Genomic DNA, 24,829 nt, shown 5'->3' on the forward strand with positions numbered 1-24,829 from the left:
TGACGCGTTTCAGCTCATAAATCTTAACATTTATGTTTCCAATTTGATGCTCTGATATATCTGACATGTTTTACGGGTGTTACTTTTAGCGCTGCAGGCGGGATTTTAACACACAATTCCTGTGGTTATTACCTTCAAGGACACCCCTATGAAACGCTCTCTTTTCAAAAGCCTCTATTTTCAGGTCTTGACTGCAATAGCCATCGGGATATTGCTCGGTCACTTCTACCCGGAGCTTGGCGCACAGATGAAGCCGCTGGGCGACGCCTTCGTGAAGCTGATTAAAATGATTATCGCGCCGGTGATTTTCTGTACCGTCGTGACCGGCATCGCGGGTATGGAAAGCATGAAGGCGGTAGGGCGTACGGGCGCGGTCGCGCTGCTCTATTTCGAAATCGTCAGTACCATTGCGCTGATTATCGGTCTGATGATTGTGAACCTTGTCCAGCCGGGCGCGGGCATGAACGTTGACCCGGCGACACTCGACGCTAAAGCCGTCGCGGTATACGCCGAGCAGGCGCAGCAGCAGGGCATCGTCGCCTTCCTGATGGATGTTATCCCTTCAAGCGTGATCGGCGCGTTCGCCAGCGGCAACATTCTGCAGGTATTGCTGTTCGCGGTACTGTTTGGGTTTGCGCTGCACCGTCTGGGCCGCAACGGTCAACTGATTTTCAACGTCATTGAAAGCTTCTCGCAGGTCATTTTCGGCATCATCAACATGATCATGCGTCTCGCGCCCATCGGCGCGTTCGGCGCGATGGCGTTCACCATCGGTAAATATGGCGTCGGCACGCTGGTACAGCTCGGCCAGCTGATCGTCTGCTTCTACATCACCTGTATTCTGTTCGTGGTGGTCGTGCTGGGCAGCATCGCTCGCGCCACCGGCTTTAACATTTTCAAATTCATTCGCTATATCCGTGAAGAGCTGCTGATCGTGCTTGGCACGTCGTCATCAGAATCCGCGCTGCCGCGTATGCTCGATAAAATGGAAAAACTGGGCTGTCGCAAATCGGTGGTGGGGCTGGTTATCCCGACCGGCTACTCGTTTAACCTCGACGGCACTTCCATTTACCTGACGATGGCGGCGGTGTTTATCGCCCAGGCGACCAACAGCCATATGGATATTTTCCATCAGATAACGCTGCTGGTAGTGCTGTTGCTGTCCTCAAAAGGCGCGGCAGGCGTGACAGGAAGCGGATTTATCGTGCTGGCGGCGACCATTTCCGCCGTGGGCCATCTGCCGGTGGCCGGGCTTGCGCTCATTCTTGGTATCGACCGCTTTATGTCGGAAGCGCGCGCGTTAACCAACCTGGTCGGTAACGGCGTGGCGACGATTGTGGTTGCGAAGTGGGTGAAAGAGCTCGATGAAAAACAGCTTAATGACACGCTGAATAACAAGAATTCTGCCGCTAAAACGCAGCAAATCTCCTCCTGATCTCACTCTTTAGCCCGCCGCTGCTTGCTCTGGCGGCGGGTGCCTGCGCATAATTAACGTTTATTTCACTCTATTGCGCGACATTTCCGCTTTTTTGCGGTCTAACGAAAAGTTTAAGCGCTATCTTTGGCGACGGGCCACAGCAGCCTTTTGTCGCCATTTGACTGTTTTTAACCAGGAATGTTGATCAGGGGTACACATGCAGGGCACAAGAATTCGACTTATCGCTGGCGGTTTACTGATGGCCGCCGCCAGCCTCGTGCAGGCAGAACCGCTCCAGCCCGACCCGGCCTGGCAACAGGGCACGCTGAGCAATGGGTTTCAGTGGCAAATTCTCTCCACGCCGCAGCGCCCGAGCGACCGCATTGAAATTCGCCTGACCGTTAACACCGGGTCGCTGGCTGAAAACACCCAGCAGAGCGGCTATACCCGTTTTCTGCCGCGTCTGGCGCTCACCCAGAGCGGCAGCCTACAGGCGGTGCAGGCGCGTTCTCTCTGGCAGCAGAGTATCGATCCGAAGCGCCCGATGCCCCCGGTCGTGGTTTCTTACGATTACACGCTGTTTAACCTGAGCCTGCCGAATAACCGCAACGACCTGCTGAAAGAAGCGCTGACATATCTCTCCGATACCGCCGGGCGGGTCGCCATTACGCCGGAAAGCATCACCAAAGCCCTGCAAACCCAGGATATGGTCGCCACCTGGCCGGACACGCAGGATGGCTGGTGGCGTCAGCGCCTGAAAGGCTCCACGCTGCTGGGCCACGATCCGTCCGTCGACCTGAAACAGCCGGTCGATGCGAAACAGCTCGAAGCCTACTACAAGAAGTGGTACACCCCGGACGCCATGACGCTTATTGTGGTCGGCAACGTTGACAGCCGCGCGGTGGCGGAGCAGATCAACAAAGCCTTTGGCGAGCTAAAAGGCAAACGTGAAACTCCGGCCCCGGTGCCAACGCTCTCGCCGCTGCGTCGCGAGCCGGTCGCTATCATGACCGACAGCGTGCGCCAGGATCGTCTCTCCATTATGTGGGATAACCCGTGGCAGCCGATCCGCGAATCTTCTGCGCTGCAGCGCTACTGGCGTGCGGATCTGGCGCGCGAGGCGCTGTTCTGGCACGTTCAGCAGAACCTGAGCAAAAACAACATCAAAGATATCGGCATCGGCTTTGACTGCCGCGTGCTGTTCCAGCGCGCCCAGTGCGCCATTAACGTTGAATCGCCGAATGATAAACTCGACAGCAACCTGGCGCTTATTGCTCGCGAGCTGGCGAACGTGCGCGAAAACGGCCTGTCGGTGGATGAGTTCAACGCGCTGATTGCCCAGAAAAAGCTGGAGCTACAGAAGCTGTTCGCCACCTATGCGCGCACCGATACCGATGTGCTTATCAACCAGCGGATGCGTTCGCTGCAAAATCAGGTAGTGGATATCGCGCCGGAGCAGTACCAGAACCTGCGCCAGAGCTTTCTTAATAACCTGACCGCCGCGGAGCTGAACCAGGATTTACGCCAGCAGCTCTCTCAGGAGATGGCGCTTATTCTGCTGCAACCGAAGGGTGAGGAAGAGTACAGCGTGAAAGCGCTTCAGGAGACCTGGAACCGCATTATGACGCCTGTCGCCGCCGCGCCGGATGACGCGCGCCCGGATGTCACCGACATTCCGCCGCCCGCTGACAAAAGCAATTAATGACCACCCGGCTCCGGCCGGGTTTTTTATGCGCGGCGGAAATAAAAAGCCCGGCGCGCAGGCCGGGCTCATCGAAGACGTCAGGTATAGCGCGGCATCGCCTCGCGCGGGATTATCGCGCCGCGATACTGAATCACGGTGCTGGCGGTCAGATGGCCGCGTTTTGCCGCCGCTTCGGCGCTGCCGCCCGTAAGGCGCACCGCCAGATAACCGGCGCTGAACGAGTCGCCTGCGGCGGTGGTGTCGATCACGTTCTCTTTCGGCAATTTCACCGCGGGGACCTCGCAGAGCGCTTCACCCGCCACCGCCACCAGGCACGATTCGGCACCACGCTTTATCACCACTTCACGCACGCCTGCCGCCTGGGTGCGCGCAATGACCTCATCAACCGGCTTCTCGCCCCACAGCGCGTCTTCATCATCCAGCGTCAGGAAGGCGATATCGGTGTAGCTCAGCATCTGCTGGTAAACCTGCTGCGTCTCTTCGCGGCTCGCCCACAGGCGCGGGCGGTAGTTATTATCAAAAATCACTTTACCGCCGTTCGCGCGGCAGGCTTTCAGCAGGCCGAGCAGTTTTTCACGGCTTTGCGGGCTTAAAATCGCCAGGCTAATGCCGCTCAGGTAAAGATAATCAAAGTGCGCCAGCTGCGCGCAGATGGCGTCGGCCTCGTCGCTCTCCAGCCAGAATTTCGCGGCGGCTTCGTTGCGCCAGTACCAGAAGGTGCGCTCGCCGCGTTCGTCGGTTTCGATGTAATAGAGCCCCGGCAGACGGTTATCCATACGCTGCGTGAGTTCGGTGTGCACGTTTTCGGCCTGCCAGGCATCAAGCATCTGCTGGCTGAACGGGTCTTTGCCAAGCGCGGTGACATAATGCACCGACAGCGCCTGCGGGCTCACCTGACGGGCGATATAGACCGCGGTGTTGAGCGTATCCCCGCCAAAGCCGCGGTTCATCTGCGCGCCTTTTTCCGACAGTTCAATCATGCATTCGCCAATCACGGCAATCTTGTGCTCTGACATAGTGACTCACTTGAAAACGAGAAGATGGGCATTAGTGTGTGCCGCCGCGATCGCGCAGTCAAACCTTTTAAAACGCTGTTCCATTATTTTTTGAGCTGTGCCCCTGTTTCTGAAGAAAAGCATTATTCTTTATAACCCTACGGGTCGGACAACTGTGCATAAAGTTCTCAACCGCAGCGCCGATAATTCCAGGACGAGTCCGGTAAACCCTCACATCACAGGACCCTTTACCATGAATTTAAAACAGGTCACTCACCGGCTGGCGCTGCCGTCGGCGAGTGTCGAAAGCCTGCAAGAGCGGCGTTACTGGCTGCAATGCGAGCGCACCTACACCTATCAGCCGATTTACCGCACCGACGGGCGTCTGCTGGCGGTTGAGTTGCTGACTATCGTCACGCACCCGAGCGATCCCTCGCGCCGCATCGCGCCCGACCGCTATTTCGCGGGGCTGCCGGTACGCTATCGCGTGGACGTCATTGAAGAGCAGCTACAGGTGCTGTCATCGCGCGCGCCGTTTTTCACAGAAAATAACATTCTCGCCTCCGTGAACGTTGATGGCCCGACGCTCATGGCGATGCGCGACATGCCGAAAATCCGCGCGTTAACGGAAGCGTTGCCGTGGGTGCGCTTTGAACTGGTAGAGCACATCAGCCTGCCGCAAGACTCGACGTTCGCGAGTTTCTGCGAATTTGGCCCGCTGTGGCTGGACGATTTCGGCACCGGCATGGCGAATTTTTCAGCGCTCAACGAAGTCCGTTATGACTACATCAAAGTGGCGCGCGATCTGTTCATCATGCTGCGTCAGAGCAGCGAAGGCCGCAATCTGTTCACCATGCTGCTGCAACTGATGAATCACTACTGCGAAGGCGTGATTGTTGAAGGCGTGGAAACGCTGGAAGAGTGGCAGGATGTGCAACAGTCGCCTGCGCTGGCCGCGCAAGGCTATTTTCTCTCGCGCCCGGTGCCTTTCGAAACGCTGGAAACGGTAATACTCAGACTCTCCTGATGAGCTTTGCGCTTTCGTCAACTATCTTTAGTTGAGGCAGGCATCATCAGGACGAGGTGTGAGGATGACAAAAACAACCAAAATTATCAGCGTGGTAGCAGGGGTTTTCTTGTTGCTGGTCGTGGTCGCCATCATCATTATCGCGACGTTTGACTGGAATCGGCTTAAGCCGACCATCAACCAGAAGGTCTCCACGGAGCTTAACCGCCCCTTTGCCATACGTGGCGATCTGGGCGTGGTGTGGGAGCGTAATAAAGACGAACCCGGCTGGCGAAGCTGGGTGCCCTGGCCGCACGTACACGCTGAAGATGTTGTGCTCGGCAACCCGCCGGATATTCCGCAAGTCACCATGATCCACCTGCCTCGCGTTGAGGCGACGCTCGCCCCGCTGGCGCTGCTCACCAAAACGGTTTACCTACCGTGGATTAAATTCCAGAAGCCGGACGCACAGCTGATTCGCTTGTCGGAAAAGACCAATAACTGGACGTTCGACATGAAGCAGAGCGAAGGCGAAGCGGCGCAGCAGCCATCTTCCTGGTCTTTCCGGCTCGACAATATTCTCTTCGATCAGGGCCGCGTGCGGGTGGACGATAACGTCAGCCGCGCCGATGTGGAGATCCTCATCGATCCACTTGGCAAACCGCTGCCGTTTAACGAAGTGACCGGTGACAAAGACAAAAAAGGGAACGATAAGGTTGGCGATTATGTCTTTGGCCTGAAGGCGCGCGGCACCTATAACGACCAGCCGCTGCGCGGCAGCGGGAAAATCGGCGGCATGCTGGCGCTGAAAAGTGAAGGCACGCCGTTCCCGGTGCAGGCCGATTTGCGCTCCGGCGACACCCGCGTGGCGTTTGTCGGGACGGTTAACGATCCGATGAACATGGGCGGCGTCGATTTACAGCTGAAATTCGCGGGTAATTCACTGGGCGATCTCTATGAGCTGACCGGTGTGCTGCTGCCCGATACGCCACCGTTTGAAACGGATGGCCGGCTGGTCGCTAAAATCAACAGCGACAAAGGCTCGGTCTATGATTATCGCGGTTTTAACGGGCGCATCGGTGAGAGCGATATTCACGGCTCGCTGACCTACAGCCAGCGCAAACCGCGACCGAAACTGGAAGGGGATCTGGAATCGCGCCAGCTGCGGCTTGCCGACCTCGGCCCGCTGATTGGCGTCGATTCCGGTGCCGGGGCGGAGAAGAGCAAAAATTCCGAGCAGAAAAAAGGCGAAAAACCGGCGCAGCCGGGCGATAAAGTGCTGCCGCACGACACCTTTGAAACCAACAAATGGGACGTGATGGATGCCGATGTGCGCTTTAAAGGCCGTCGTATCGAACACAGCACGCGCCTGCCGATTAGCGATCTCACCACCCATATTGTGCTCAACAACGGCGATTTGCATCTCAAGCCGCTGAAATTCGGCATGGCGGGCGGCACTATCGACGCCAATATCCATCTCGACGGCGACAAGCAACCGATGCAGGGCGCGGCGGAAATTCAGGCGCGACGGCTGAAGCTCAAAGAGCTTATGCCGGACGTCGAGCTGATGCAGCGCACGCTTGGCGAGCTGAACGGCGATGCGAAACTGCGCGGCACCGGTAACTCGGTCGCGTCGCTGCTTGGCACCAGTAACGGCAACCTGAAGCTGTTGATGAACGACGGCGTTATCAGCCGTAACCTGATGGAAATTCTGGGGCTGAACGTGGGTAACTTTATCGTTGGGCAGATTTTTGGCGACGACGAAGTGCGGGTCAACTGCGCGGCGGCGAACCTGAACCTGACCAACGGCGTGGCGCGCCCGGAGATTTTCGCGTTTGATACTGAAAACGCGCTGATTAACATCACCGGCACCACCAGTTTCGCCGACGAGCGGCTGGATCTCACCATTAATCCGGAAAGCAAAGGGGTGCGTATCGTGACGCTGCGCTCGCCGCTGTACGTGCGCGGCACCTTTAAAGATCCGGATTACGGCGTGAAGCCGGGGCCGTTGATTGCGCGTGGCGCGGTCGCGGCAGCGCTCGCAACGCTGGTGACGCCCGCCGCGGCGCTGCTGGCGCTGATTTCGCCATCCGAAGGCAACGAGAACCAGTGCAGCGCGATTCTGGGGCAGATGAAGAAGTAACAGGGTTTCATGGGGAAGGTGGGTGCGCTGCGCTTACCCACCCTACTCAAGAAGATAAACGCCTCAGTTTGTAGGGCGGGTAAGCGCAGCGCACCCGCCATAACGTAAAGGTGGGTGCGCTGGCGCTTACCCACCCTACCTGACTCGTACCCTGCATATCATCCGTAGGGCGGGTAAGCGCAGCGCACCCGCCGCCAGGCGGAGGCCGTCAAATCACCCGCCATTTTCGCTCTCAAATCCAAAAACAAAAAAGGCCGCCCGCGGGCAGCCTTTTCGTTAACGCGCCCAGTTACAGCGACTGGTGACGCGTCTCTTTGGTGGCAATCAGCGCGATAAGCGTCAGCGCCGCCATCGCCGCCAGATAAATTCCCACGTAAAACAGCCCGTAATTCGCCTGCAGCCAGGTGGCGATATACGGTGCCACCGACGCGCCGAGAATCGACGACACGTTGTAGGAGAACGAGGCACCGGTGTAGCGCACTTCGGTCGGGAACAGCTCCGGCAGCAGCGCGCCCATCGGGCCGAACGTCAGCCCCATCAGACTCAGGCCGATCAACAGATACGCCATCACCATCGCCTCACTGCCGGAACCCAGCAGCGGTGGGAACAGAAACAGCGCGAACAGCAGAATCAGCGTGGTGATAACAATCATGCTCTTACGACGCCCGAAACGATCCGCCAGCAGGCCCGCTACCGGCACCATCAGGCCAAAGCCAATTACTGCCATCATCAGCATCCACAGCACATCGTTACGCGGGAAGCCCAGCCCGCCCTGCGCCGCTGGCGTGGTGCTGAAGGTCATTGAATAGACTGTCATGATGTAAAACAGCGTATAGGTGGCGAGCATGATGAACGTGCCAAGTACGGTGACGCGCACATGTTTCGTCAGCAGCGTGCCGAGCGGCACTTTCACCTGTTTCTTCGCTTTGGCGATTTTGGCGAATACCGGCGTTTCATGCAGCGACACGCGCACATACAGGCCAATCAACACCAGCACGGCGGAGAAGATAAACGGCACGCGCCAGCCCCAGCTCATAAACTGTTCGTCGGTGAGCAGCCACGACAGCAGCAGGAACGTGCCGTTAGCGAAGAAGAAGCCGATAGGCGCACCGAGCTGCGGGAAGGAGCCATACAGGGCGCGTTTATGCGCCGGAGCGTTCTCGGTGGCGAGCAGCGCCGCGCCGCCCCATTCACCGCCAAGGCCCAGACCCTGGCCGAAGCGCGCCAGCGCCAGCAGCAGCGGAGCCATAATGCCGATAGATTCATAGCCCGGCAGCAGGCCAATCAGCACCGTGGAAATCCCCATGGTCAGCAGCGAGGCCACGAGCGTCACCTTACGGCCCACACGGTCGCCGAAATGGCCAAACACGGCCGAGCCTATCGGGCGCGCCACAAAGGCGATGGCAAACGTCGCCAGCGACTGTAGCGTGGCGGCGGTCGGGTCGCCCTGCGGGAAGAAAATGTGCGGGAACACAATCACCGCCGCGGTGGCGTAAATGTAGAAATCGAAGAACTCAATGGCGGTGCCGATGAGCGAGGCGATGACGACCTTACTACGCGAGTTGACGGGCGCGGCGTCGTGTTCGTTGTCGATGCTGGTGGCGATGGTTGCTTGCATAGAATTTTCTTATTGTAGTCACGTCGAAACCCCATATTAGCCACAGCAAAAACGACATTTCAATTCAGCGGGTGCCGCGAAAGTGTGCAAAAAACAGGCAAAAAGCGGATAGTTTTAGCGCCAGCTTATTCTCTTCTATGAAATGCTTCACAGAATTTCATATTCAGTCGATAAAACTGGTTTTAGGTTAAATAAAAGTTACACCCTGGATTTTTATACTGAAAGGGAGGCGGCGGGCTGAAAAAATGCGTTTTTCCAAGCCCGCACGGAGGGATTACGCGGGGTTTTTACCCGGCATTTGCGGATCGTCTTTGTACTGCGCTGTTGCAATCCAGGCGGAGCAGAACAGCGTCAGGCGCGCGAAGAAATAGAAGAACGCCATCAGCCCCAGCACCGAGCCGAATGCCGCGCCGGACGGCGATTTCACGAGCGACGGCAGCGTATAGGTCATAATGATTTTGATAACCTCAAAGCCAATCGCCGCAATCACGGTGCCGCGCAGCAGCGCTTTGCGGCGCGGCCGGTGGCGCGGCAGACGCCAGAAGATCCAGAAGAAAAGCAGATAGTTGGCACAGAAAGAGACGGCAAGGCCAATCAGATGCCAGACCGGCTTCAGCCAGCCGATGGCGTCCAGATGCAGCAGCCGGATAATCGTCTCCTGGGCGGAACCTGCGACGGACGTAATCGACATCGTGATGACCAGCGCCACCAGCAGCCCAATCAGGGAGATAAAATCGCGCAGGTATTTCACCCAGAATTTCTCTTTGTCGTCTTCCGCGCCGCGCTCCCAGTCGTCACGGAACTGCGCGCGGATCGCCTCTCGCAGGTAGCCCATCCAGTTCACACCGGAGTAGAGCGCTACGGCAAAGCCCACAATCCCGACCGTGGTGCGCTGCTCCACCGCGGCGTTAATGCTGCTGCTGAGCGTTTTGGCGAGCGTCGGGTCACTGACGCTTTGCAGAATTTTATTAAAAATGTCCTGAAGCAGGGTCGGGTGCGAGGCGAGCACAAAGCCTGCGACCGCAAACGACACCATCAGCACCGGGATCATCGATAAAAACGAAAAGTAGGTGATCGCGGCACCAAACTGGTTGCCCATACGTTCGTTAAACCGCTCAAAGGCGCGAAGCAGATGCGCGACTGCGGGACGGCGCTCCACTTTCTCGACCTTCTGTTTTACGTTACCGATGACGCCTTCGGCGGGTTTATCGTCGGCTTTCTTCTCCTCGGGGCGCGTATCCAGCTGCGGGACAGGCTGGTATTTCAGATCTTCGGTCGGGCGTTTAGCAGGCTGCTCCGGCGTGGTCATTAGCGTTGATTCCTTTTATTTTTTACAACTTGCTTCCAAGTATAGCCCGCGGCTAGTCAACGTAACCTTTCATGACGGTCGCCAGCCACTCCATAAACAGGTGAACGCGCCGTGAGAGGTGCCGACGGTGCGGATAAATCAGCGAGACCGGCATCGGCGCGGCGCGGTATTGCGGCAGCACTTCCACGAGTTTGCCGCTGCGCAGCGCCTCGCGAACGCCGATGCGCGGCACCTGAATAATCCCCAGCCCGGCGAAACAGGCGGCCTGGTAGGTTTCGGTGCTGTTCACCGTCAATACGCCGCCAGTTGGTATCCACTCACTACCGCTGTCACGCCCGATTTCAAAGCCTGCCGGACGCGTGCCGAGCGTTGGCGTGTAATGCACCAGCGCGTGCGAAGCGAGATCGTCGAGCGTTTCAGGAATGCCGAAACGTGCCAGATAATCCGGGCTGGCGCAGTTGACCTGGCTTAATTTGCCAAGCGGGCGCGCCACCAGCCCGGAATCTTTCAACTGGCCGACGCGTACCACGCAGTCGAAGCCTTCGCGCACCACATCCACCAGCCGGTCGCTGCTGCTCAGCTCAAGCGCAATGCCGGGGTAGTGGTGAAGAAACTCCGGCAGACGCGGGATCACCACGTTTTGCGCCACCGCGACCGGCATATCGACACGCAGCCGCCCGCTGACGCTCGCCGGATCGTGCAGAAACAGGCCGTCGAGTTCGTCGAGATTCGCGAGCAGATCGCGCGCGCGCTCGTAATAGACCTGGCCGTCCTGGGTGAGATGTACCCGTCGCGTCGTGCGGTGCAGCAGGCGCGTGCCGAGCGCGCTTTCCAGCGCCTGCACCTGCCGTGACACGCTGCCTTTCGGCAGGCTCAGCGTCTCGGCGGCGCGGGTAAAGCTCTCCAGTTCCGCCACTCGCACGAATAAACGCATTGCGTGAATTTTATCCATCGCTGCCCCTCATTGTTGTTATATATGAAACAGTAAAGCGTATTTTGCGCTCTTTATCGTTCTGTTGTCAGCTAATAAGCTCTTTTTAATCATCACCCAGACCATGACGAGGTATTTATGACGCAACGTATCGCAATCATCACCGGTGGCAGCCGCGGGCTTGGTAAAAACGCAGCGCTGAAGCTCGCAGAGCGCGGAATTGGCATTTTGCTGACGTACCAGCGTCAGCGTGAAGACGCCGAGGCTGTTGTGCGTGAAATTGAACAAAAAGGCGTGAAAGCGGCAGCACTGGCACTGAACGTCGCCGATAGCGCGTCCTTCCCGGCATTCGTTGCGCAGGTGAAGGCACAACTGCAACAGACCTGGCAGCGTGACAGTTTTGATTATTTAATCAACAACGCGGGTATCGGGATTTATGCGCCGTTTGGCGAGTTCAGCGAGGCGCAGTTTGACGAGTTAGTGAACATTCACTTCAAGGGGCCGTTCTTTCTGACGCAGCAACTGCTGCCGCTGATTAATAACGGCGGACGCATCCTGAACGTCTCCAGCGGGCTGACGCGTTTTGCGCTGCCGGGCTATTCAGCGTATGCCTCAATGAAAGGCGCGATGGAAGTGCTGACGCGCTATCAGGCCAAAGAGCTTGGCAGCCGTAATATCGCGGTGAATATCATCGCGCCAGGCGCGATTGAGACGGACTTCGGCGGCGGACAGGTGCGTGATAACGACGAACTGAACCGTTTTATCGCCTCGCAGACGGCGCTAGGGCGCGTGGGGCTGCCGGATGATATCGGCGCGGCGATAGCGGCTATTATCGGCGACGAGCTGGGCTGGATGAACGCGCAGCGGATTGAAGTTTCCGGCGGGATGTTCCTGTAAAGCGTTGCCTTGCCCGGTGCAACCGGGCAAGGCGTTCTGGCAGGTTACTCTTTCTGGAAGTGCGTCACGCGAATGCGGTACGGCTGCTGTTTTTTATCAAGCGTACCGCTGATGCCCACCAGTTCATCCGGGCTGACCTCTTTGCCCTGAAAAACCGCATGCGGGATCATGACGTCGATATCGCCGCCTTTATCGCGGAACTGATAAACGTCATCGCCTTTTTTCTTGATCAGATAGCCACGCAGCGTCACGGAGGCGCCATCGTGCATCTCTTTTGCCTGCTTCACGTCGATCGAGCGGGCATCGGTAATGCCGCGGTAGCCCTCTTTAAGCTGATGCGGCGGTGGCGGGGCTTCATCGTTCTTGAAGCCGCCTTTCTCTTCTGCCAGTGCAGGCAGGGCCAGTAACGCGGAAAGCGTGGCGATAATCACTGTTTTTTTCATACGTCTCCCTGTGTCGTTGCAGGTTTATGTTCTTTAAGCCTGGCACAAGGAAGCAAAAACGTCTTTCGGCGGAGTCGCATGTGGGGGCAGACGGCGGGTGCGCTGCGCTTACCCGCCCTACGGGTTAAAATCGGCGTATATTTTTTTGCGTCATGGCGGGTGCGTTACGCTTACCCGCCCTACGGGCTAAAACCGGCGTATCTATTTTTGCGTCATGGCGGGTGCGCTGCGCTTACCCGCCCTGCGGGCTGAAACCGGCGTATATATTTGTGCGTAGGGTGGGTAAGCGCCAGCGCACCCACCGTGCGTCAGAATTAACTCTCCGGTGAAGAGTCGCTTGCCAGCAGGCCAAACAGCCAGTCGTCATGCCAGCGACCGCCGATAAAGTAACTTTCCCGCAGCGTGCCCTCCTGAAGAAATCCCGCTTTTTCCAGCGTCTTTTTCGAGGCAATATTGCCGCCGGTGACGGTCGCCACCAGACGCCGCAGGCCGCAACCCTCAAAAGCGAGGCGGCAGATGGCGCGCAGCGATTCATAGCCGTAGCCCTGGCCCTGAAAGGCGCTCGCCAGCAGAAACCCGACTTCAGCAATCCCTTCACCGCGCATCACAAAGCCCGTCACGCCGACCGGCTGCCCGCTGTGCTTTTCGCTAATCAGTAAACAGAGCCAGCGGGTGCTTGCGGGCGTCCAGGGCGGCAGGCGCGACGCGAAATCCTGCATTCGCTGCGCGTCAGAGCGCGGGTCGGCCACGAAACGCATCACCGTATCGTCACGTTGCAGGCTTAAAAAGAACGGCCAGTCGTCGGGCGTGAGGGGCCGGTAATCGAGGCGTGTGGAATTAAACGTCAACAACGCGTCGTTAAAGGGCGTGTCGGGATGCATACAATCTCCGTGCGGTAAGGACAGCAAACAGTGTTGCCTGAAAAACGCGCCGCTGTCATTCGCGCCGCCATTTACCTGCTAATTCAGGCAGGAAAAGGCGATTTTTCACGCAAAAACCGACGTGTCACTTTTTTTCCGGCTATTTTCAGCTATGTTGTCTCACTGCCCGTCAGCGCAGATAAAAAAATTCAGAAATAACAAGATACTTAAGTGAAATTTCGCCCGCTCCGCCCACCTTTATGACGGGGCGTTGAGCGCAAAAGGATGCAACATGGCCCGCTTCACACAGCCTCTGGTAAGAGAAACATTTGAAACTGCGCTCACGGTGATCCGCCAGGCGTCGGTTGAAATTCTGGTTTTGCTTGGCGTTAACGTTGCGGAGGGCAAAGATCCGCAGTGGTTCTTACAACAGCTCGACCAGGCGCGTCTCAATCTCGGCAACTGGGCGACGGTCGCCCGCCGGCTGAACCTTAACGACGCCGATATGTCGCAGTTCACGTTGCAGCTGCGCCACTTGCAACAGCTGGTGCCGCAGTATGAGAGCGGCCAGGACGTGACGGAGAACCAGCTTCTCGCGGCGCTGCGTTTTGTGACGTGCCTTGAGAAAGTGCGTAACCAGCAGCCAAAACTGGGCTATTCCACTGAGATGAACGTCGATAAAACGGCGATGCAGTCCGACGCGCTGCGCCAGTTGCGCGCGCTCGATTTCACCCTGCGCGGCATGGTGCGCGAAGCCTGGCCGGACGAGCAGCAGCGCGTCAATCAGCTTAAACAGTTGTGCGGCGGCGATAAAGTGCGCCGCTGGCTGAAGATGGGCGACAAGGGCGACATCCTGAGCGGCATGTTATTCAGCGAGCTGGCGATGCTGGTGGTCGATAAAAAGCTCTTCGCCCGCCACTACGACAAACTCTTCCAGGGCGCGACATCGCTGACGCTGTTTGTCGAGCCACGCAAAACGCTGCAAACCCTGCTGGATGATATCCGCGAAATCCGCAACGTCGCCGCGCTCGGCAAACCGCTTTCCGGCGCGCAGGAAGTGATGCTGGATAACTATTTCAATGCCATCAGCGCTCCGCTGCATAAAGCCTGTGGCGAAGGGCGCACGCGCGTGAACCCGGCGGCGCTGATGAAAGCCGATGACGCACAGCTGAAAGCGTTTATCGATCATGCCGCGAAGAAAAACAGCGTGGTCGGCGGGGATATTTTTGACGTTCGCGATGCCATCGAAAGCCCGAGCCGTCGTCAGGACGGCAAAAAGCAGGAGACGCGCCAGCTGGTGATGGGGGCGGTCTGGGGCGCAGTAGGCCTCGGCGCTATCGCGATGGTGGTCGGCGCGCTGTTTGTCGCAAGCGATGCGCTTAAACCCCCAGCGGCAGAGGAAGTGACCGCGCCTGTCGCGACCGCCATGGCCGCAGAGCCTGAGAACAACGACGACAGCCCGCGTCATAAGCTCAGCAAAATGGGCATCACGTGGGATGAAGAGAACCTGCGCGCGGCTATCGATCGCGATGACAAACTGGTTACGCGCCTCTTTCTCGAGGCCGGAATGAACTGGAAAGTGGCCTGGACCGAGCAGGCGCTCGCGAAAAATCATGAAGAGACGCTGGAAACGCTGCTGCGCTATCGCCTCCAGATGGATGAGAAAAAACCGTGCCGCCGGATGATCACGACGTTAAGCCACGCGCTGTCGCAGGGCGAGAAAATGACGTCCATGCGTAAAGAGTATTTGCAGACGTTTTGCACCGTGCCCGCGGTCGTGGAGCGCCAGAAGCATGAGCTTGAGCAGGCGCAACTGCGCGCGCAGGCGAACCCGAATGATGAAACGAAGAAATGGGTGAAAATCCGCGAGGCGATTTACCAGACGATCCGGTAAATTCGCGGCGGTAAAAGCGCGGCAGCAAAAAGGGGAAGCAGACGCTTCCCCTTGTTTTTAGGCGCGGCGATGGGCGCTTAGCGCATCGTCACAAACTCTTCCGCGGCGGTCGGGTGGATGGCGACGGTGTTGTCGAAGTCTTTTTTGGTCGCGCCCATTTTCAGCGCCACCGCAAAGCCCTGCAACATTTCGTCCATCCCAAAGCCGATGCCGTGAATGCCGACGATTTTCTCCTCCGGCCCGACGCAGACCAGCTTCATGCGGCACGGCTGGCGGTGCGTGGTGACAGCGGTGTACATCGCGGTAAACGACGATTTGTAGATTTTCACGTTCGCATCGCCATACTGCTCGCGCGCCTGTGGCTCGGTAAGCCCGACGGTGCCGATAGGCGGATGGCTGAAGACCACGGTCGGAATATTGCTGTAATCCAGATGTTCATCCGGCTTGTTGTTAAACAGGCGCTCGGAGAGGCGACGGCCCGCGGCGACCGCGACCGGCGTCAGCTCGACCGCGCCGGTATTATCGCCGACCGCATAAATACCCGGCACGTTGGTATTCTGGTATTTATCAACGACGATATAGCCTTTTTCGTCGGTTTTAACGCCCGTTGCCGCCAGGTTGAAATTATCGGTTTCCGGCTCGCGGCCAATCGCCCAGATCAGCGCATCGACCGTTTCTGAACGGCCATCTTCCAGGTGCAGCGTCAGGCTGCCATCGCTGTTTTTCTCCACAGCTTTCGGCGTCGCATGCGTGTGAAGCTGCGGGCCTTCGGCCTGCATCACTTCCACCAGCGTTTCGGAAAGCATCGGATCGAACGTGCGCAGCGGCGCATGTTTACGCACAAACAGGTGCGTCTTTGCGCCCAGTGCGTTGATAACACCCGCCAGTTCAACGGCGATATAACCCGCGCCGACGACCGCCACGCGTTGCGGCATCGCCGACAGCGCGAAGAAACCGTCGGAATCGATACCGTATTCCGCGCCCGGAATGTCCGGGTGGCTCGGACGCCCGCCGGTCGCGATCAGGATGTGATCGGCGGTGATCCGCTCGCCGTTGACTTCAACGGTGTGCGCGTCCACAAAACGGGCGAAGCCCTGGATCACATCGACGTTATTTTTGCCCAGCACATTGTCATACGACGTATGAATGCGGTCGATATAGGCGGTACGGCTCGCCACCAGCCTCTGCCAGTCGAAATGGTTGACGGTGGTGTCAAAGCCGTAATCCGGGCCATACAGATGGATCGCCTCGGCGATTTGCGCGGCGTGCCACATGATTTTTTTCGGTACGCAGCCCACGTTGACGCAGGTGCCGCCCAGCGCTTTGGCTTCAATCAGGGCGCATTTCTGGCCGTACATGGCCGCACGGTTGACAGAAGCGATACCGCCACTGCCGCCGCCGATGGCGAGGTAGTCGTAGTGTCTGGTCATGGCTGTTACCTTTTAATGATTCGAATTAACGCGATTGTAGTCCTGACGAACAGGGGTTCCACCTATAGCTGCGATTACTCCGGCACGACCCATTTCAGCGTCGTGTGGCCGGTGCCCGCCGGCACCAGCGCCTTGTGCAGCCATGGCAACAGCGTCGCCATTTGCTGTTCCAGCTTCCACGGCGGGTTGATGACAATCATGCCGGAGGCGGTCATGCCGCGCTGATCGCTGTCCGGGCGCACCGCCAGCTCGATTTGCAGAATGCGGCGAATGCCAGTGGCTTCCAGATCGTTCATCATACGCTTGATTTGATTGCGCAAAACGACCGGATACCAGAGTGCGTAGACGCCGGTTGCAAAGCGTTTGTAGCCTTCGCTGATGCCCTGAACCACCGCCTGGTAGTCGGTTTTGATTTCGTACGGCGGGTCGATAAGGATCAGGCCGCGGCGCGAGGCGGGCGGCAGCTTCGATTTCAGTTGCTGATAGCCGTCGGCGCGCTCAACGCGGGCGCGTTCATCTTTCTGAAATTCGCCGCGCAGCAGCGGGAAATCGCTCGGGTGCAGCTCGGTCAGTTGCAGGCTGTCCTGCGGGCGTAGCAGCTGGCGCGCGATGAGCGGCGAGCCGGGGTAGTAGCGCAGCTGGCCGCTGCGGTTGAAGTGCGACACGGCGCTGATGTAAGGCGCAAGCTCGGCGGGCAAATCGTCCCGCTGCCAGATGCGCGCGATGCCTTCCAGATATTCCCCCGTGCGCTCGGCGTGTTCGCCGCTCAGCAGATAGCGCCCGGCGCCCGCGTGGGTATCCAGATACAGAAACGGTTTTTCCTTCTCTTTGAGCGATTCAATGATCAGGCTCTGGACGGTGTGTTTGAGGACATCGGCGTGGTTGCCGGCGTGGAAGCTGTGGCGGTAACTGAGCATGGAGGATGGGTTTCCAAAAGGCGTAAATGAACATCGATTTTGAACAGTATACCGGAAAGTGACCGCTTACGGGATGTGCTGTCGTGCCCCTTAAAGCCCAGCGCCAGCCATTGAAATTAACTACACTAAACCCCATCCTACAAGACATTGTCGCTGCAAGATGCGCTTAACAACACTAATCAGGACGCGCTTATGACCAATCCATTACTGACGCCTTTTGAACTGCCGCCGTTTTCCTCCATTAAACCCGAGCACGTGGTGCCTGCCGTTACGAAGGCGCTGGAAGATTGCCGCGCGCAGGTGGAGGCGGTAGTCGGCCGCGGCGCGCCTTACAGCTGGGAATCGCTCTGTCAGCCGCTGGCGGAAACCGACGACCGACTGGGCCGTATTTTCTCGCCGATAAGCCACCTGAACTCCGTGAAAAACAGCCCGGAACTGCGTGAAGCGTATGAACAAACGCTGCCGCTGCTTTCTGAATACAGCACCTGGGTGGGCCAGCACGAAGGGCTTTACCAGGCCTATCGCGATTTACGCGACGGTGAGAACTACGCGAAGCTCGACACGGCCCAGAAGAAAGCGGTTGATAACGCGCTGCGCGATTTCGAGCTTTCCGGCATTGGCCTGCCGAAAGAGAAGCAAAAACGCTACGGCGAAATCGCCGCGCGCCTCTCTGAGCTGGGCTCGCTCTACAGCAACAACGTGCTGGACGCGACCCAGGGCTGGACGAAGCTGATTACCGATGAATCTGAGCTTTCCGGGATGCCGGAAAGCGCGCTGGCGGCCGCGAAAGCGATGGCCGAAGCCAAAGATCAAGAGGGCTTCCTGCTGACGCTGGATATCCCAAGCTACCTGCCGGTGATGACCTACTGCGACAACCAGGCGCTTCGCGAAGAGATGTACCGCGCCTACAGCACACGTGCCTCTGACCAGGGGCCGAACGCGGGCAAATGGGACAACACGCCGGTGATGGAAGAGATCCTGGCGCTGCGTCACGAGCTGGCGCAACTGCTCGGCTTTGACAGCTACGCCGACAAATCGCTCGCCACCAAAATGGCGGAAAACCCGCAGCAGGTGCTGGATTTCTTAACCGATCTGGCCAAACGCGCCCGCCCGCAGGGTGAAAAAGAGCTCGCCCAGCTGCGCGCCTTCGCCAAAGAACACTTCAGCGTTGACGAGCTGCAACCGTGGGACATCGCGTACTACAGCGAAAAACAGAAACAGCATCTCTACAGCATCAGCGATGAGCAACTGCGCCCGTATTTCCCGGAAAACAAAGCGGTTAACGGCCTGTTTGAAGTGGTAAAACGCATTTACGGCATCAGCGCCAAAGAGCGCAAAGATATCGACGTCTGGCATCCGGACGTGCGCTTCTTCGAGCTGTATGACGAGAGCGGCGAGCTGCGCGGCAGCTTCTACCTTGACCTCTACGCGCGTGAGAACAAGCGCGGTGGGGCGTGGATGGACGACTGCGTCGGACAGATGCGCAAAGCGGACGGCTCGCTGCAAAAACCGGTCGCCTACCTCACCTGTAACTTTAACCGCCCGGTGAGCGGCAAGCCGGCGCTGTTCACCCATGACGAAGTGATCACGCTGTTCCATGAATTTGGTCACGGTCTGCACCATATGCTGACCCGTATCGAAACCCCAGGGGTGGCGGGTATCAGCGGTGTACCGTGGGATGCCGTCGAGCTGCCGAGCCAGTTTATGGAAAACTGGTGCTGGGAGCCGGAGGCGCTGGCGTTTATCTCCGGTCACTATGAAACCGGCGAGCCGCTGCCGCAGGAACTGCTGGATAAAATGCTGGCCGCGAAAAACTACCAGGCGGCGATGTTCATCCTGCGCCAGCTGGAGTTCGGCCTGTTTGATTTCCGTCTGCATGCGCAGTTCAGCCCGGAGCAGGGCGCGAAAGTGCTGGAGACGCTCGCCGAGATCAAAAAACAGGTCGCCGTGGTGCCAGGCCCAAGCTGGGGCCGCTTCCCGCACGCGTTCAGCCATATCTTCGCGGGCGGCTACGCGGCGGGCTACTACAGCTACCTGTGGGCCGACGTGCTGGCGGCGGATGCCTATTCCCGTTTCGAAGAAGAGGGGATTTTCAACCGCGAAACTGGCCAGTCGTTCCTTGATAACATCCTGACGCGCGGCGGCTCCGAAGAACCGATGGAGCTGTTCAAACGCTTCCGCGGGCGCGAGCCGCAGCTTGACGCGATGCTGGAACACTACGGCATCCAGGGCTGACGACACGCGTGAACATTTGTCTGATTGATGAAACAGGCGCCGGAGACGGCGCCTTATCTGTTCTGGCGGCCCGCTGGGGATTGACGCACGATGCCGATAACCCGATGGCGCTGGTGATGACGTCCGCGCATCTTGAGCTGCGCAAGCGCGACGAGCCAAAGCTTGGCGGGATTTTTGTCGATTTCGTCGAGGGCGCGATGGCGCACCGGCGTAAATTCGGCGGCGGTCGCGGCGAGGCGGTGGCGAAAGCGGTCGGTATTAAGGGTAGTTATCTGCCGCAGGTGGTGGACGCCACGGCGGGGCTCGGGCGCGACGCGTTCGTGCTGGCGTCGGTGGGGTGTCACGTGCGGATGCTGGAGCGCAACCCGGTTGTCGCGGCGCTGCTGGACGACGGTCTCGCGCGCGGCTATCAGGATGCGGAAATCGGGCCGTGGCTGCGCGAGCGGTTACAGCTCATTCACGCCTCAAGCCTGACGGCGCTTGAGGCGATAATGCCGCGCCCGGATGTGGTCTATCTCGATCCGATGTTTCCGCACAAGCAGAAAAGCGCGCTGGTGAAAAAAGAGATGCGGGTGTTTCAGTCGCTGGTGGGGCCGGATCTCGACGCCGACGGGCTGCTGGCACCGGCCCGCAGGCTCGCCATCAAGCGCGTGGTTGTCAAACGCCCGGATTATGCACCGCCGCTTGGCGACGTTGCGACGCCAAACGCCGTGGTGACGAAAGGCCACCGGTTTGATATCTACACGGGCACGCCAGCCTGACAGCCCCTTGCTTCAGTGTGGCGCTGCCGGAAGGCAGCGCCTTTTGCATCGTAAAAACGCCTGTAGGGCGGGTAAGCGTTGCGCACCCGCCGTCGCCACTTACGCCTCTTCGTCGTCGCGCAGCGGGACGATCAGCATATCGATGTGAACCGTGTTGATAAGCTGGCGTGCGGAAGACATCAGCTTGCTCCAGAAATCCTGATGGTGACCGCATACCACCAGATCCACATCGTATTTCTTGATGGCGTCGACCAGCACCTGGCCCAGATCGCCGCTGCCGCTCAGGGTTTCGGTAATCGGATAGCCCGCGTTGGTGGAAAGCTCGGTCAGCGCGTGGTGCGTCTCTTCCGAGATACGTTTCTGCATGTCGCCCAGGTTAACGTCAATCAACCCGGTGTAAAGATCGGAATAATTCACATCGACATGAATCAGAGAAATTTTCGCGTTGTAGGGACGCGCCATGGATACCGCTTTATCTACCAGTACCTTGCTCTCAGGGGACAGATCGACCGCGATAAGAATATGTTTATAAGCCATAGTGTTACTCCTTCCATAAGATGTCGATGACCAGTGGACTGGATGGCGCGTGGCTACCTGCGGCGTCATCCCCGTGCCCGCGTCCTGCGTACCACAATCGCGGGAACTCATTCCGGCGTAAAGACTTAGTGCTAAAGCTAATTTCACCTTATAGCGCCCTGGTACATCCGTCAATCCGCCGGGGTCGCATACATTGAAGCGGAAAATAGGTCAGCAAGCGTTGATAAGGATTAACGATGTGGTAAAAAAATTACCGGATCTCCTACACTATTAAAAAAGCCGTTCGGGTGAATAAATGTGAACCCGATCGACTTTCACGCATGCACGCTTCACAGAACAGTCTTTCAGGTATTGGAGAGCCATTGCTTTCCAGGCGAGTCGTCGGGGGGAAGGTATGATCAGCACCGTCGCGCTGTTTTGGGCCTTATTCTTGGTTTGCGTTATTAACATGGCGCGCTATTTCTCATCGTTACGCGCGCTGCTGGTGGTGCTCAGAGGATGCGATCCGCTGCTGTATCAGTATGTGGATGGCGGCGGTTTTTTTACCGCGCATGGTCAGCCCAGCAAGCAGATCCGCCTCGTCTGGTATATCTACTGGCAACGTTATCTTGATCATCATGACGACGAATTTATTCGCCGCTGCGAACGCGTGCGCCGCCAGTTTATTCTGACCAGCGCTTTATGCGGTCTGGTGATTATCAGCCTTATCGGGCTGATGATTTGGCATTAAAAAAGCGGGCCAGTTTCCTGACCCGCTTCTTAACGTTCACGCAAATTCGCTTACACGAAACGCAACGCAATCCAGTACAGCACGCCTGAGAGCATGATGGAGGCCGGCAGAGTGAAGACCCAGGCCATCAGAATGCTGGTGACGGTTTTGCGCTGCAGACCGCCGCCGTCGACGATCATAGTGCCCGCGACCGACGATGACAGCACGTGCGTCGTGGACACCGGCATACCGGTGTAGCTCGCGATACCGATGGACACGGCCGCCGTCATCTGCGCCGACATGCCCTGTGCGTAGGTCATGCCTTTCTTACCGATTTTCTCACCGATGGTGGTCGCCACGCGGCGCCAGCCAATCATCGTACCGACGCCAAGCGCCAGCGCGACCGCCATGATTATCCATACCGGCGCGTACTCGATGGTGCTGAGCATATCGGCTTTCAGGTTTTTCAACAGACGCTGATCGTCCGCGCTGGTGTCTTTGAGCTTCGCCACTTTATCGGTGGTGTCAGAGATACACAGCATGATGCGGCGCAGGTGGCTGCGCTGCTCAACGGTCAGTTTGTCGTAGCTGTCGATGTTGTTAAGCATCCCTTTAGCGCGATCCAGCGCCACGATGGCGCGGCTGGCGTCGCAGTGGAACTCTTTCGGATTATCCGTCGGGTTCACCTGCTCCGGCGTTGGGATCACCGGGTCTATGCCCGCCACCTGACGCAGCGCCGCCGGGTGCTGCTGGAAGTACGTTTCAACGTTGCTGATAGCATCGCGGGTGCGGGTGATGTCATAGCCGGAGGCGTTCATATTCACCACAAAACCCGCCGGTGCCACGCCAATCAGCACCAGCATAATCAGGCCAATGCCTTTCTGACCGTCGTTCGCGCCGTGCGAGAAACTCACGCCGATAGCGGAGAGGATCAGCGCAATACGCGTCCAGAACGGCGGCTTTTTCTTGCCGTCTTTCTTTTCACGCTCGGCAGGCGTCAGATGGATACGGGCGCGTTTTTTGGTGCCGCTCCAGTAACGACGCAGCAAGAACACCAGCCCGCCCGCGAACACCAGACCGACAATCGGCGACACAATCAGCGAGCCGAAAATGTTCAGCACTTTCGGGATATTCAGCGCATCCACAACGGACGTGCCGGTCATCAGGGCGTTGGTGAGACCAATCCCGATGATAGAGCCGATAAGCGTATGGGAGCTGGACGCCGGCAGACCGAGATACCAGGTGCCAAGGTTCCAGACAATCGCGGCCAGCAGCATGGAGAAAACCATCGCCAGGCCATGCGCGGAGCCCACATTCAGCAGCAAATCAGTCGGCAGCATATGCACAATCGCATAGGCTACGCTTAAGCCGCCAAGCAGAACACCGAGGAAGTTAAAGAGAGCCGCCATAGCCACCGCAAGTTGCGATCGCATAGCGCGTGTGTAGATAACCGTTGCGACTGCGTTTGCCGTATCATGGAAGCCGTTGATAGCTTCATAAAACAGTACAAATCCCAGAGCAAGCAATAGTAACAGGCCAGTGTGTAAATCCAGCCCGGCAAACAAATGTAGCATAGGACGTTACGCCATTTTGAGGACATGAACGCGGCGCATTATCTAAGACAACGGCGGCGTGGGCAAAGTGAAATATAGACTTTTTTTAATCGCCGTCACTGAAGTGTCAATTTCCCTAAAGAGATTACCTTTTAAATTCAATTTATTAGAATTTGTAACAGGGTTTTGTCTGGTGCGACCAGAGAGGAAACTTTACAATTCGCGGCCTTAACGGCAATGAGGAAGGGTTGTGGAACAGTTTGATGCCATCATCGTAGGGGCGGGCGCGGCAGGATTATTCTGCGCGGCGCTGGCAGGGCAGGCGGGCCGCCGGACATTAGTGCTGGATAACGGCAAAAAACCGGGGCGCAAAATCCTGATGTCCGGCGGCGGGCGCTGCAATTTTACCAATCTCTACGTTGAACCCGCCGCTTACCTCAGCGCTAATCCGCACTTCTGCAAATCGGCGCTGGCGCGCTACACCCAGTGGGATTTTATCGATCTGGTGGGCAAGCACGGCATCGCCTGGCATGAGAAAACCCTCGGCCAGCTCTTCTGCGATGACTCGGCGGAGCAGATCGTCACGATGCTGATGGCGGAGTGCGACAAAGGCGGCGTCACCGTGCGGCTACGCAGCGAAGTGCTGGCGATTGCGCGCGAAGACAGCGGTTATACCCTGACGCTTAATGGCGGCGCGGTGCAGACGCCGAAGCTGGTTATCGCCAGCGGCGGCCTGTCGATGCCGGGCCTCGGCGCCACGCCGTTTGGCTATAAAGTGGCGGAGCAGTTCGGCCTGAAAGTGCTGCCAACCCGCGCGGGCCTGGTGCCGTTCACGCTGCATAAGCCGCTGCTTGAGCAGATCCAGACGCTCTCCGGCGTCTCGGTGCCGGCGGTCGTCACCGCCGATAACGGCACGGTCTTTCGCGAAAGCATTCTCTTTACCCATCGCGGGCTCTCCGGCCCGGCGATCTTGCAGATCTCCAGCTACTGGCAGCCGGGTGAGTGGGTCACCGTTAACCTGCTGCCGGATACGGACGCTGCCGCGTTTATCGATGAACAGCGCGCCGCGCACCCGAATCAGAGCCTGAAAAACACGCTCGCCATGCTGCTGCCGAAGCGGCTGGTGGAGTGCCTGCAAAGCCTCGGGCAAATCCCGGACGTCACGCTGAAACAGCTCAACAGCCGCCAGCAGCAGGAATTGCTGGAGACGCTCCACGGCTGGCGCGTCCAGCCCAACGGCACCGAAGGCTACCGCACCGCGGAGGTGACGCTCGGCGGCGTCGATACCCACGAGCTTTCGTCGCGCACCATGGAAGCGCGCAACGTGCCAGGACTCTATTTTATCGGCGAAGTGGTGGATGTGACCGGCTGGCTTGGCGGTTATAACTTCCAGTGGGCGTGGAGCTCCGCCTGGGCCTGCGCCCAGGCGCTCGCTGAATAACGCCTCAGCAGAGAGTCCGGGGCGTGAA

21 protein-coding genes are annotated in these 24,829 nt (G+C 58.2%); 11 read left to right on the forward strand and 10 right to left on the reverse strand.

What is annotated here, in order from left to right; translation table 11 throughout:
• Positions 1 to 148: 148 nt before the first annotated feature.
• The gene (locus G9X48_RS17205; protein ID WP_097641518.1) at positions 149 to 1,435 is read left to right on the forward strand and encodes a dicarboxylate/amino acid:cation symporter; all 1,287 of its coding nucleotides are present in this window, start codon (positions 149 to 151) and stop codon (positions 1,433 to 1,435) included.
• A gap of 199 nt (positions 1,436 to 1,634) precedes the next feature.
• Positions 1,635 to 3,119: a pitrilysin family protein gene (locus G9X48_RS17210; protein ID WP_097641517.1), complete on the forward strand. Its 1,485-nt coding sequence runs from the start codon at positions 1,635 to 1,637 to the stop codon at positions 3,117 to 3,119.
• An 80-nt stretch (positions 3,120 to 3,199) separates the two neighbouring features.
• Here G9X48_RS17210 and G9X48_RS17215 read toward each other — a convergent pair whose 3' ends face one another.
• Positions 3,200 to 4,138, reverse strand: a complete 939-nt coding sequence (locus tag G9X48_RS17215) for a sugar kinase (RefSeq protein WP_097641516.1) — start codon at positions 4,136 to 4,138, stop codon at positions 3,200 to 3,202.
• A 232-nt stretch (positions 4,139 to 4,370) separates the two neighbouring features.
• Between G9X48_RS17215 and pdeH the strand changes: the two genes are divergently transcribed.
• Both pdeH and G9X48_RS17225 read left to right on the forward strand, forming a co-directional pair.
• Complete coding sequence (gene pdeH, locus G9X48_RS17220; protein WP_004387638.1) at positions 4,371 to 5,144, forward strand: cyclic-guanylate-specific phosphodiesterase; 774 nt, start codon at positions 4,371 to 4,373, stop codon at positions 5,142 to 5,144.
• A 64-nt stretch (positions 5,145 to 5,208) separates the two neighbouring features.
• Entirely contained in the window at positions 5,209 to 7,266 is a 2,058-nt protein-coding gene (locus tag G9X48_RS17225) for an AsmA family protein (protein WP_014727855.1), read from the forward strand.
• Positions 7,267 to 7,555: 289 nt separating this feature from the next.
• Here G9X48_RS17225 and G9X48_RS17230 read toward each other — a convergent pair whose 3' ends face one another.
• The 3 genes from G9X48_RS17230 to G9X48_RS17240 all read right to left on the reverse strand — a co-directional run bounded on the left by G9X48_RS17230 (position 7,556) and on the right by G9X48_RS17240 (position 11,145).
• Positions 7,556 to 8,884, reverse strand: coding sequence for an MFS transporter (locus G9X48_RS17230; protein WP_097641515.1), 1,329 nt, complete (start codon positions 8,882 to 8,884; stop codon positions 7,556 to 7,558).
• A gap of 274 nt (positions 8,885 to 9,158) precedes the next feature.
• Positions 9,159 to 10,193 (reverse strand): inner membrane protein YhjD, encoded by a 1,035-nt coding sequence (gene yhjD, locus G9X48_RS17235; RefSeq protein WP_069681906.1) that lies wholly within the window; start codon positions 10,191 to 10,193, stop codon positions 9,159 to 9,161.
• Between the two features lie 52 nt (positions 10,194 to 10,245).
• Entirely contained in the window at positions 10,246 to 11,145 is a 900-nt protein-coding gene (locus tag G9X48_RS17240) for a LysR family transcriptional regulator (RefSeq protein ID WP_076727135.1), read from the reverse strand.
• 117 nt (positions 11,146 to 11,262) lie between these two features.
• Here G9X48_RS17240 and G9X48_RS17245 point away from each other — a divergent pair, with 117 nt between their 5' ends.
• A complete protein-coding gene (locus G9X48_RS17245) occupies positions 11,263 to 12,021 on the forward strand; it encodes an SDR family oxidoreductase (protein WP_097641513.1) in 759 nt (252 codons plus the stop codon).
• Positions 12,022 to 12,065: 44 nt separating this feature from the next.
• On the opposite strand, the gene G9X48_RS17250 is transcribed toward G9X48_RS17245, so the two are convergent.
• Both G9X48_RS17250 and G9X48_RS17255 read right to left on the reverse strand, forming a co-directional pair.
• Entirely contained in the window at positions 12,066 to 12,464 is a 399-nt protein-coding gene (locus G9X48_RS17250) for a YdeI family stress tolerance OB fold protein (protein WP_007797247.1), read from the reverse strand.
• Positions 12,465 to 12,778: 314 nt separating this feature from the next.
• The gene (locus G9X48_RS17255) at positions 12,779 to 13,345 is read right to left on the reverse strand and encodes a GNAT family protein (protein ID WP_097641512.1); all 567 of its coding nucleotides are present in this window, start codon (positions 13,343 to 13,345) and stop codon (positions 12,779 to 12,781) included.
• Between the two features lie 30 nt (positions 13,346 to 13,375).
• On the opposite strand from G9X48_RS17255, the gene G9X48_RS17260 reads away from it, so the two are divergent.
• Together G9X48_RS17260 and G9X48_RS17265 are read left to right on the forward strand one after the other, a co-directional pair.
• Entirely contained in the window at positions 13,376 to 13,543 is a 168-nt protein-coding gene (locus G9X48_RS17260; protein WP_007871833.1) for a hypothetical protein, read from the forward strand.
• Positions 13,544 to 13,616: 73 nt separating this feature from the next.
• Positions 13,617 to 15,218, forward strand: a complete 1,602-nt coding sequence (locus G9X48_RS17265) for an STY4199 family HEPN domain-containing protein (protein ID WP_097641511.1) — start codon at positions 13,617 to 13,619, stop codon at positions 15,216 to 15,218.
• A gap of 77 nt (positions 15,219 to 15,295) precedes the next feature.
• Here G9X48_RS17265 and gorA read toward each other — a convergent pair whose 3' ends face one another.
• Both gorA and G9X48_RS17275 read right to left on the reverse strand, forming a co-directional pair.
• Positions 15,296 to 16,648: a glutathione-disulfide reductase gene (gorA, locus tag G9X48_RS17270; RefSeq protein ID WP_097641510.1), complete on the reverse strand. Its 1,353-nt coding sequence runs from the start codon at positions 16,646 to 16,648 to the stop codon at positions 15,296 to 15,298.
• Between the two features lie 74 nt (positions 16,649 to 16,722).
• Positions 16,723 to 17,565: a 23S rRNA (adenine(2030)-N(6))-methyltransferase RlmJ gene (locus G9X48_RS17275; protein ID WP_004388308.1), complete on the reverse strand. Its 843-nt coding sequence runs from the start codon at positions 17,563 to 17,565 to the stop codon at positions 16,723 to 16,725.
• Positions 17,566 to 17,757: 192 nt separating this feature from the next.
• Here G9X48_RS17275 and prlC point away from each other — a divergent pair, with 192 nt between their 5' ends.
• Together prlC and rsmJ are read left to right on the forward strand one after the other, a co-directional pair.
• A complete protein-coding gene (prlC, locus tag G9X48_RS17280; RefSeq protein WP_097641509.1) occupies positions 17,758 to 19,800 on the forward strand; it encodes an oligopeptidase A in 2,043 nt (680 codons plus the stop codon).
• A gap of 8 nt (positions 19,801 to 19,808) precedes the next feature.
• A complete protein-coding gene (rsmJ, locus tag G9X48_RS17285; protein ID WP_097641508.1) occupies positions 19,809 to 20,561 on the forward strand; it encodes a 16S rRNA (guanine(1516)-N(2))-methyltransferase RsmJ in 753 nt (250 codons plus the stop codon).
• Positions 20,562 to 20,660: 99 nt separating this feature from the next.
• Here rsmJ and uspA read toward each other — a convergent pair whose 3' ends face one another.
• Positions 20,661 to 21,098 (reverse strand): universal stress protein UspA, encoded by a 438-nt coding sequence (uspA, locus tag G9X48_RS17290; RefSeq protein WP_004388310.1) that lies wholly within the window; start codon positions 21,096 to 21,098, stop codon positions 20,661 to 20,663.
• A 394-nt stretch (positions 21,099 to 21,492) separates the two neighbouring features.
• Here uspA and uspB point away from each other — a divergent pair, with 394 nt between their 5' ends.
• On the forward strand, positions 21,493 to 21,828 hold the full coding sequence (gene uspB / locus G9X48_RS17295) for a universal stress protein UspB (RefSeq protein WP_004388311.1): 336 nt from the start codon (positions 21,493 to 21,495) through the stop codon (positions 21,826 to 21,828).
• 50 nt (positions 21,829 to 21,878) lie between these two features.
• Here the strand turns inward: uspB and pitA are convergent, their stop codons facing one another.
• Positions 21,879 to 23,381, reverse strand: coding sequence for an inorganic phosphate transporter PitA (gene pitA / locus G9X48_RS17300; protein WP_004388312.1), 1,503 nt, complete (start codon positions 23,379 to 23,381; stop codon positions 21,879 to 21,881).
• 229 nt (positions 23,382 to 23,610) lie between these two features.
• On the opposite strand from pitA, the gene G9X48_RS17305 reads away from it, so the two are divergent.
• The gene (locus tag G9X48_RS17305; RefSeq protein WP_097641507.1) at positions 23,611 to 24,801 is read left to right on the forward strand and encodes an NAD(P)/FAD-dependent oxidoreductase; all 1,191 of its coding nucleotides are present in this window, start codon (positions 23,611 to 23,613) and stop codon (positions 24,799 to 24,801) included.
• Positions 24,802 to 24,829 lie beyond the last annotated feature (28 nt).

Source organism: Cronobacter sp. HA18006 (genome assembly GCF_011605445.1).
GTDB classification, from domain to species: Bacteria; Pseudomonadota; Gammaproteobacteria; order Enterobacterales; family Enterobacteriaceae; genus Cronobacter; species Cronobacter sakazakii.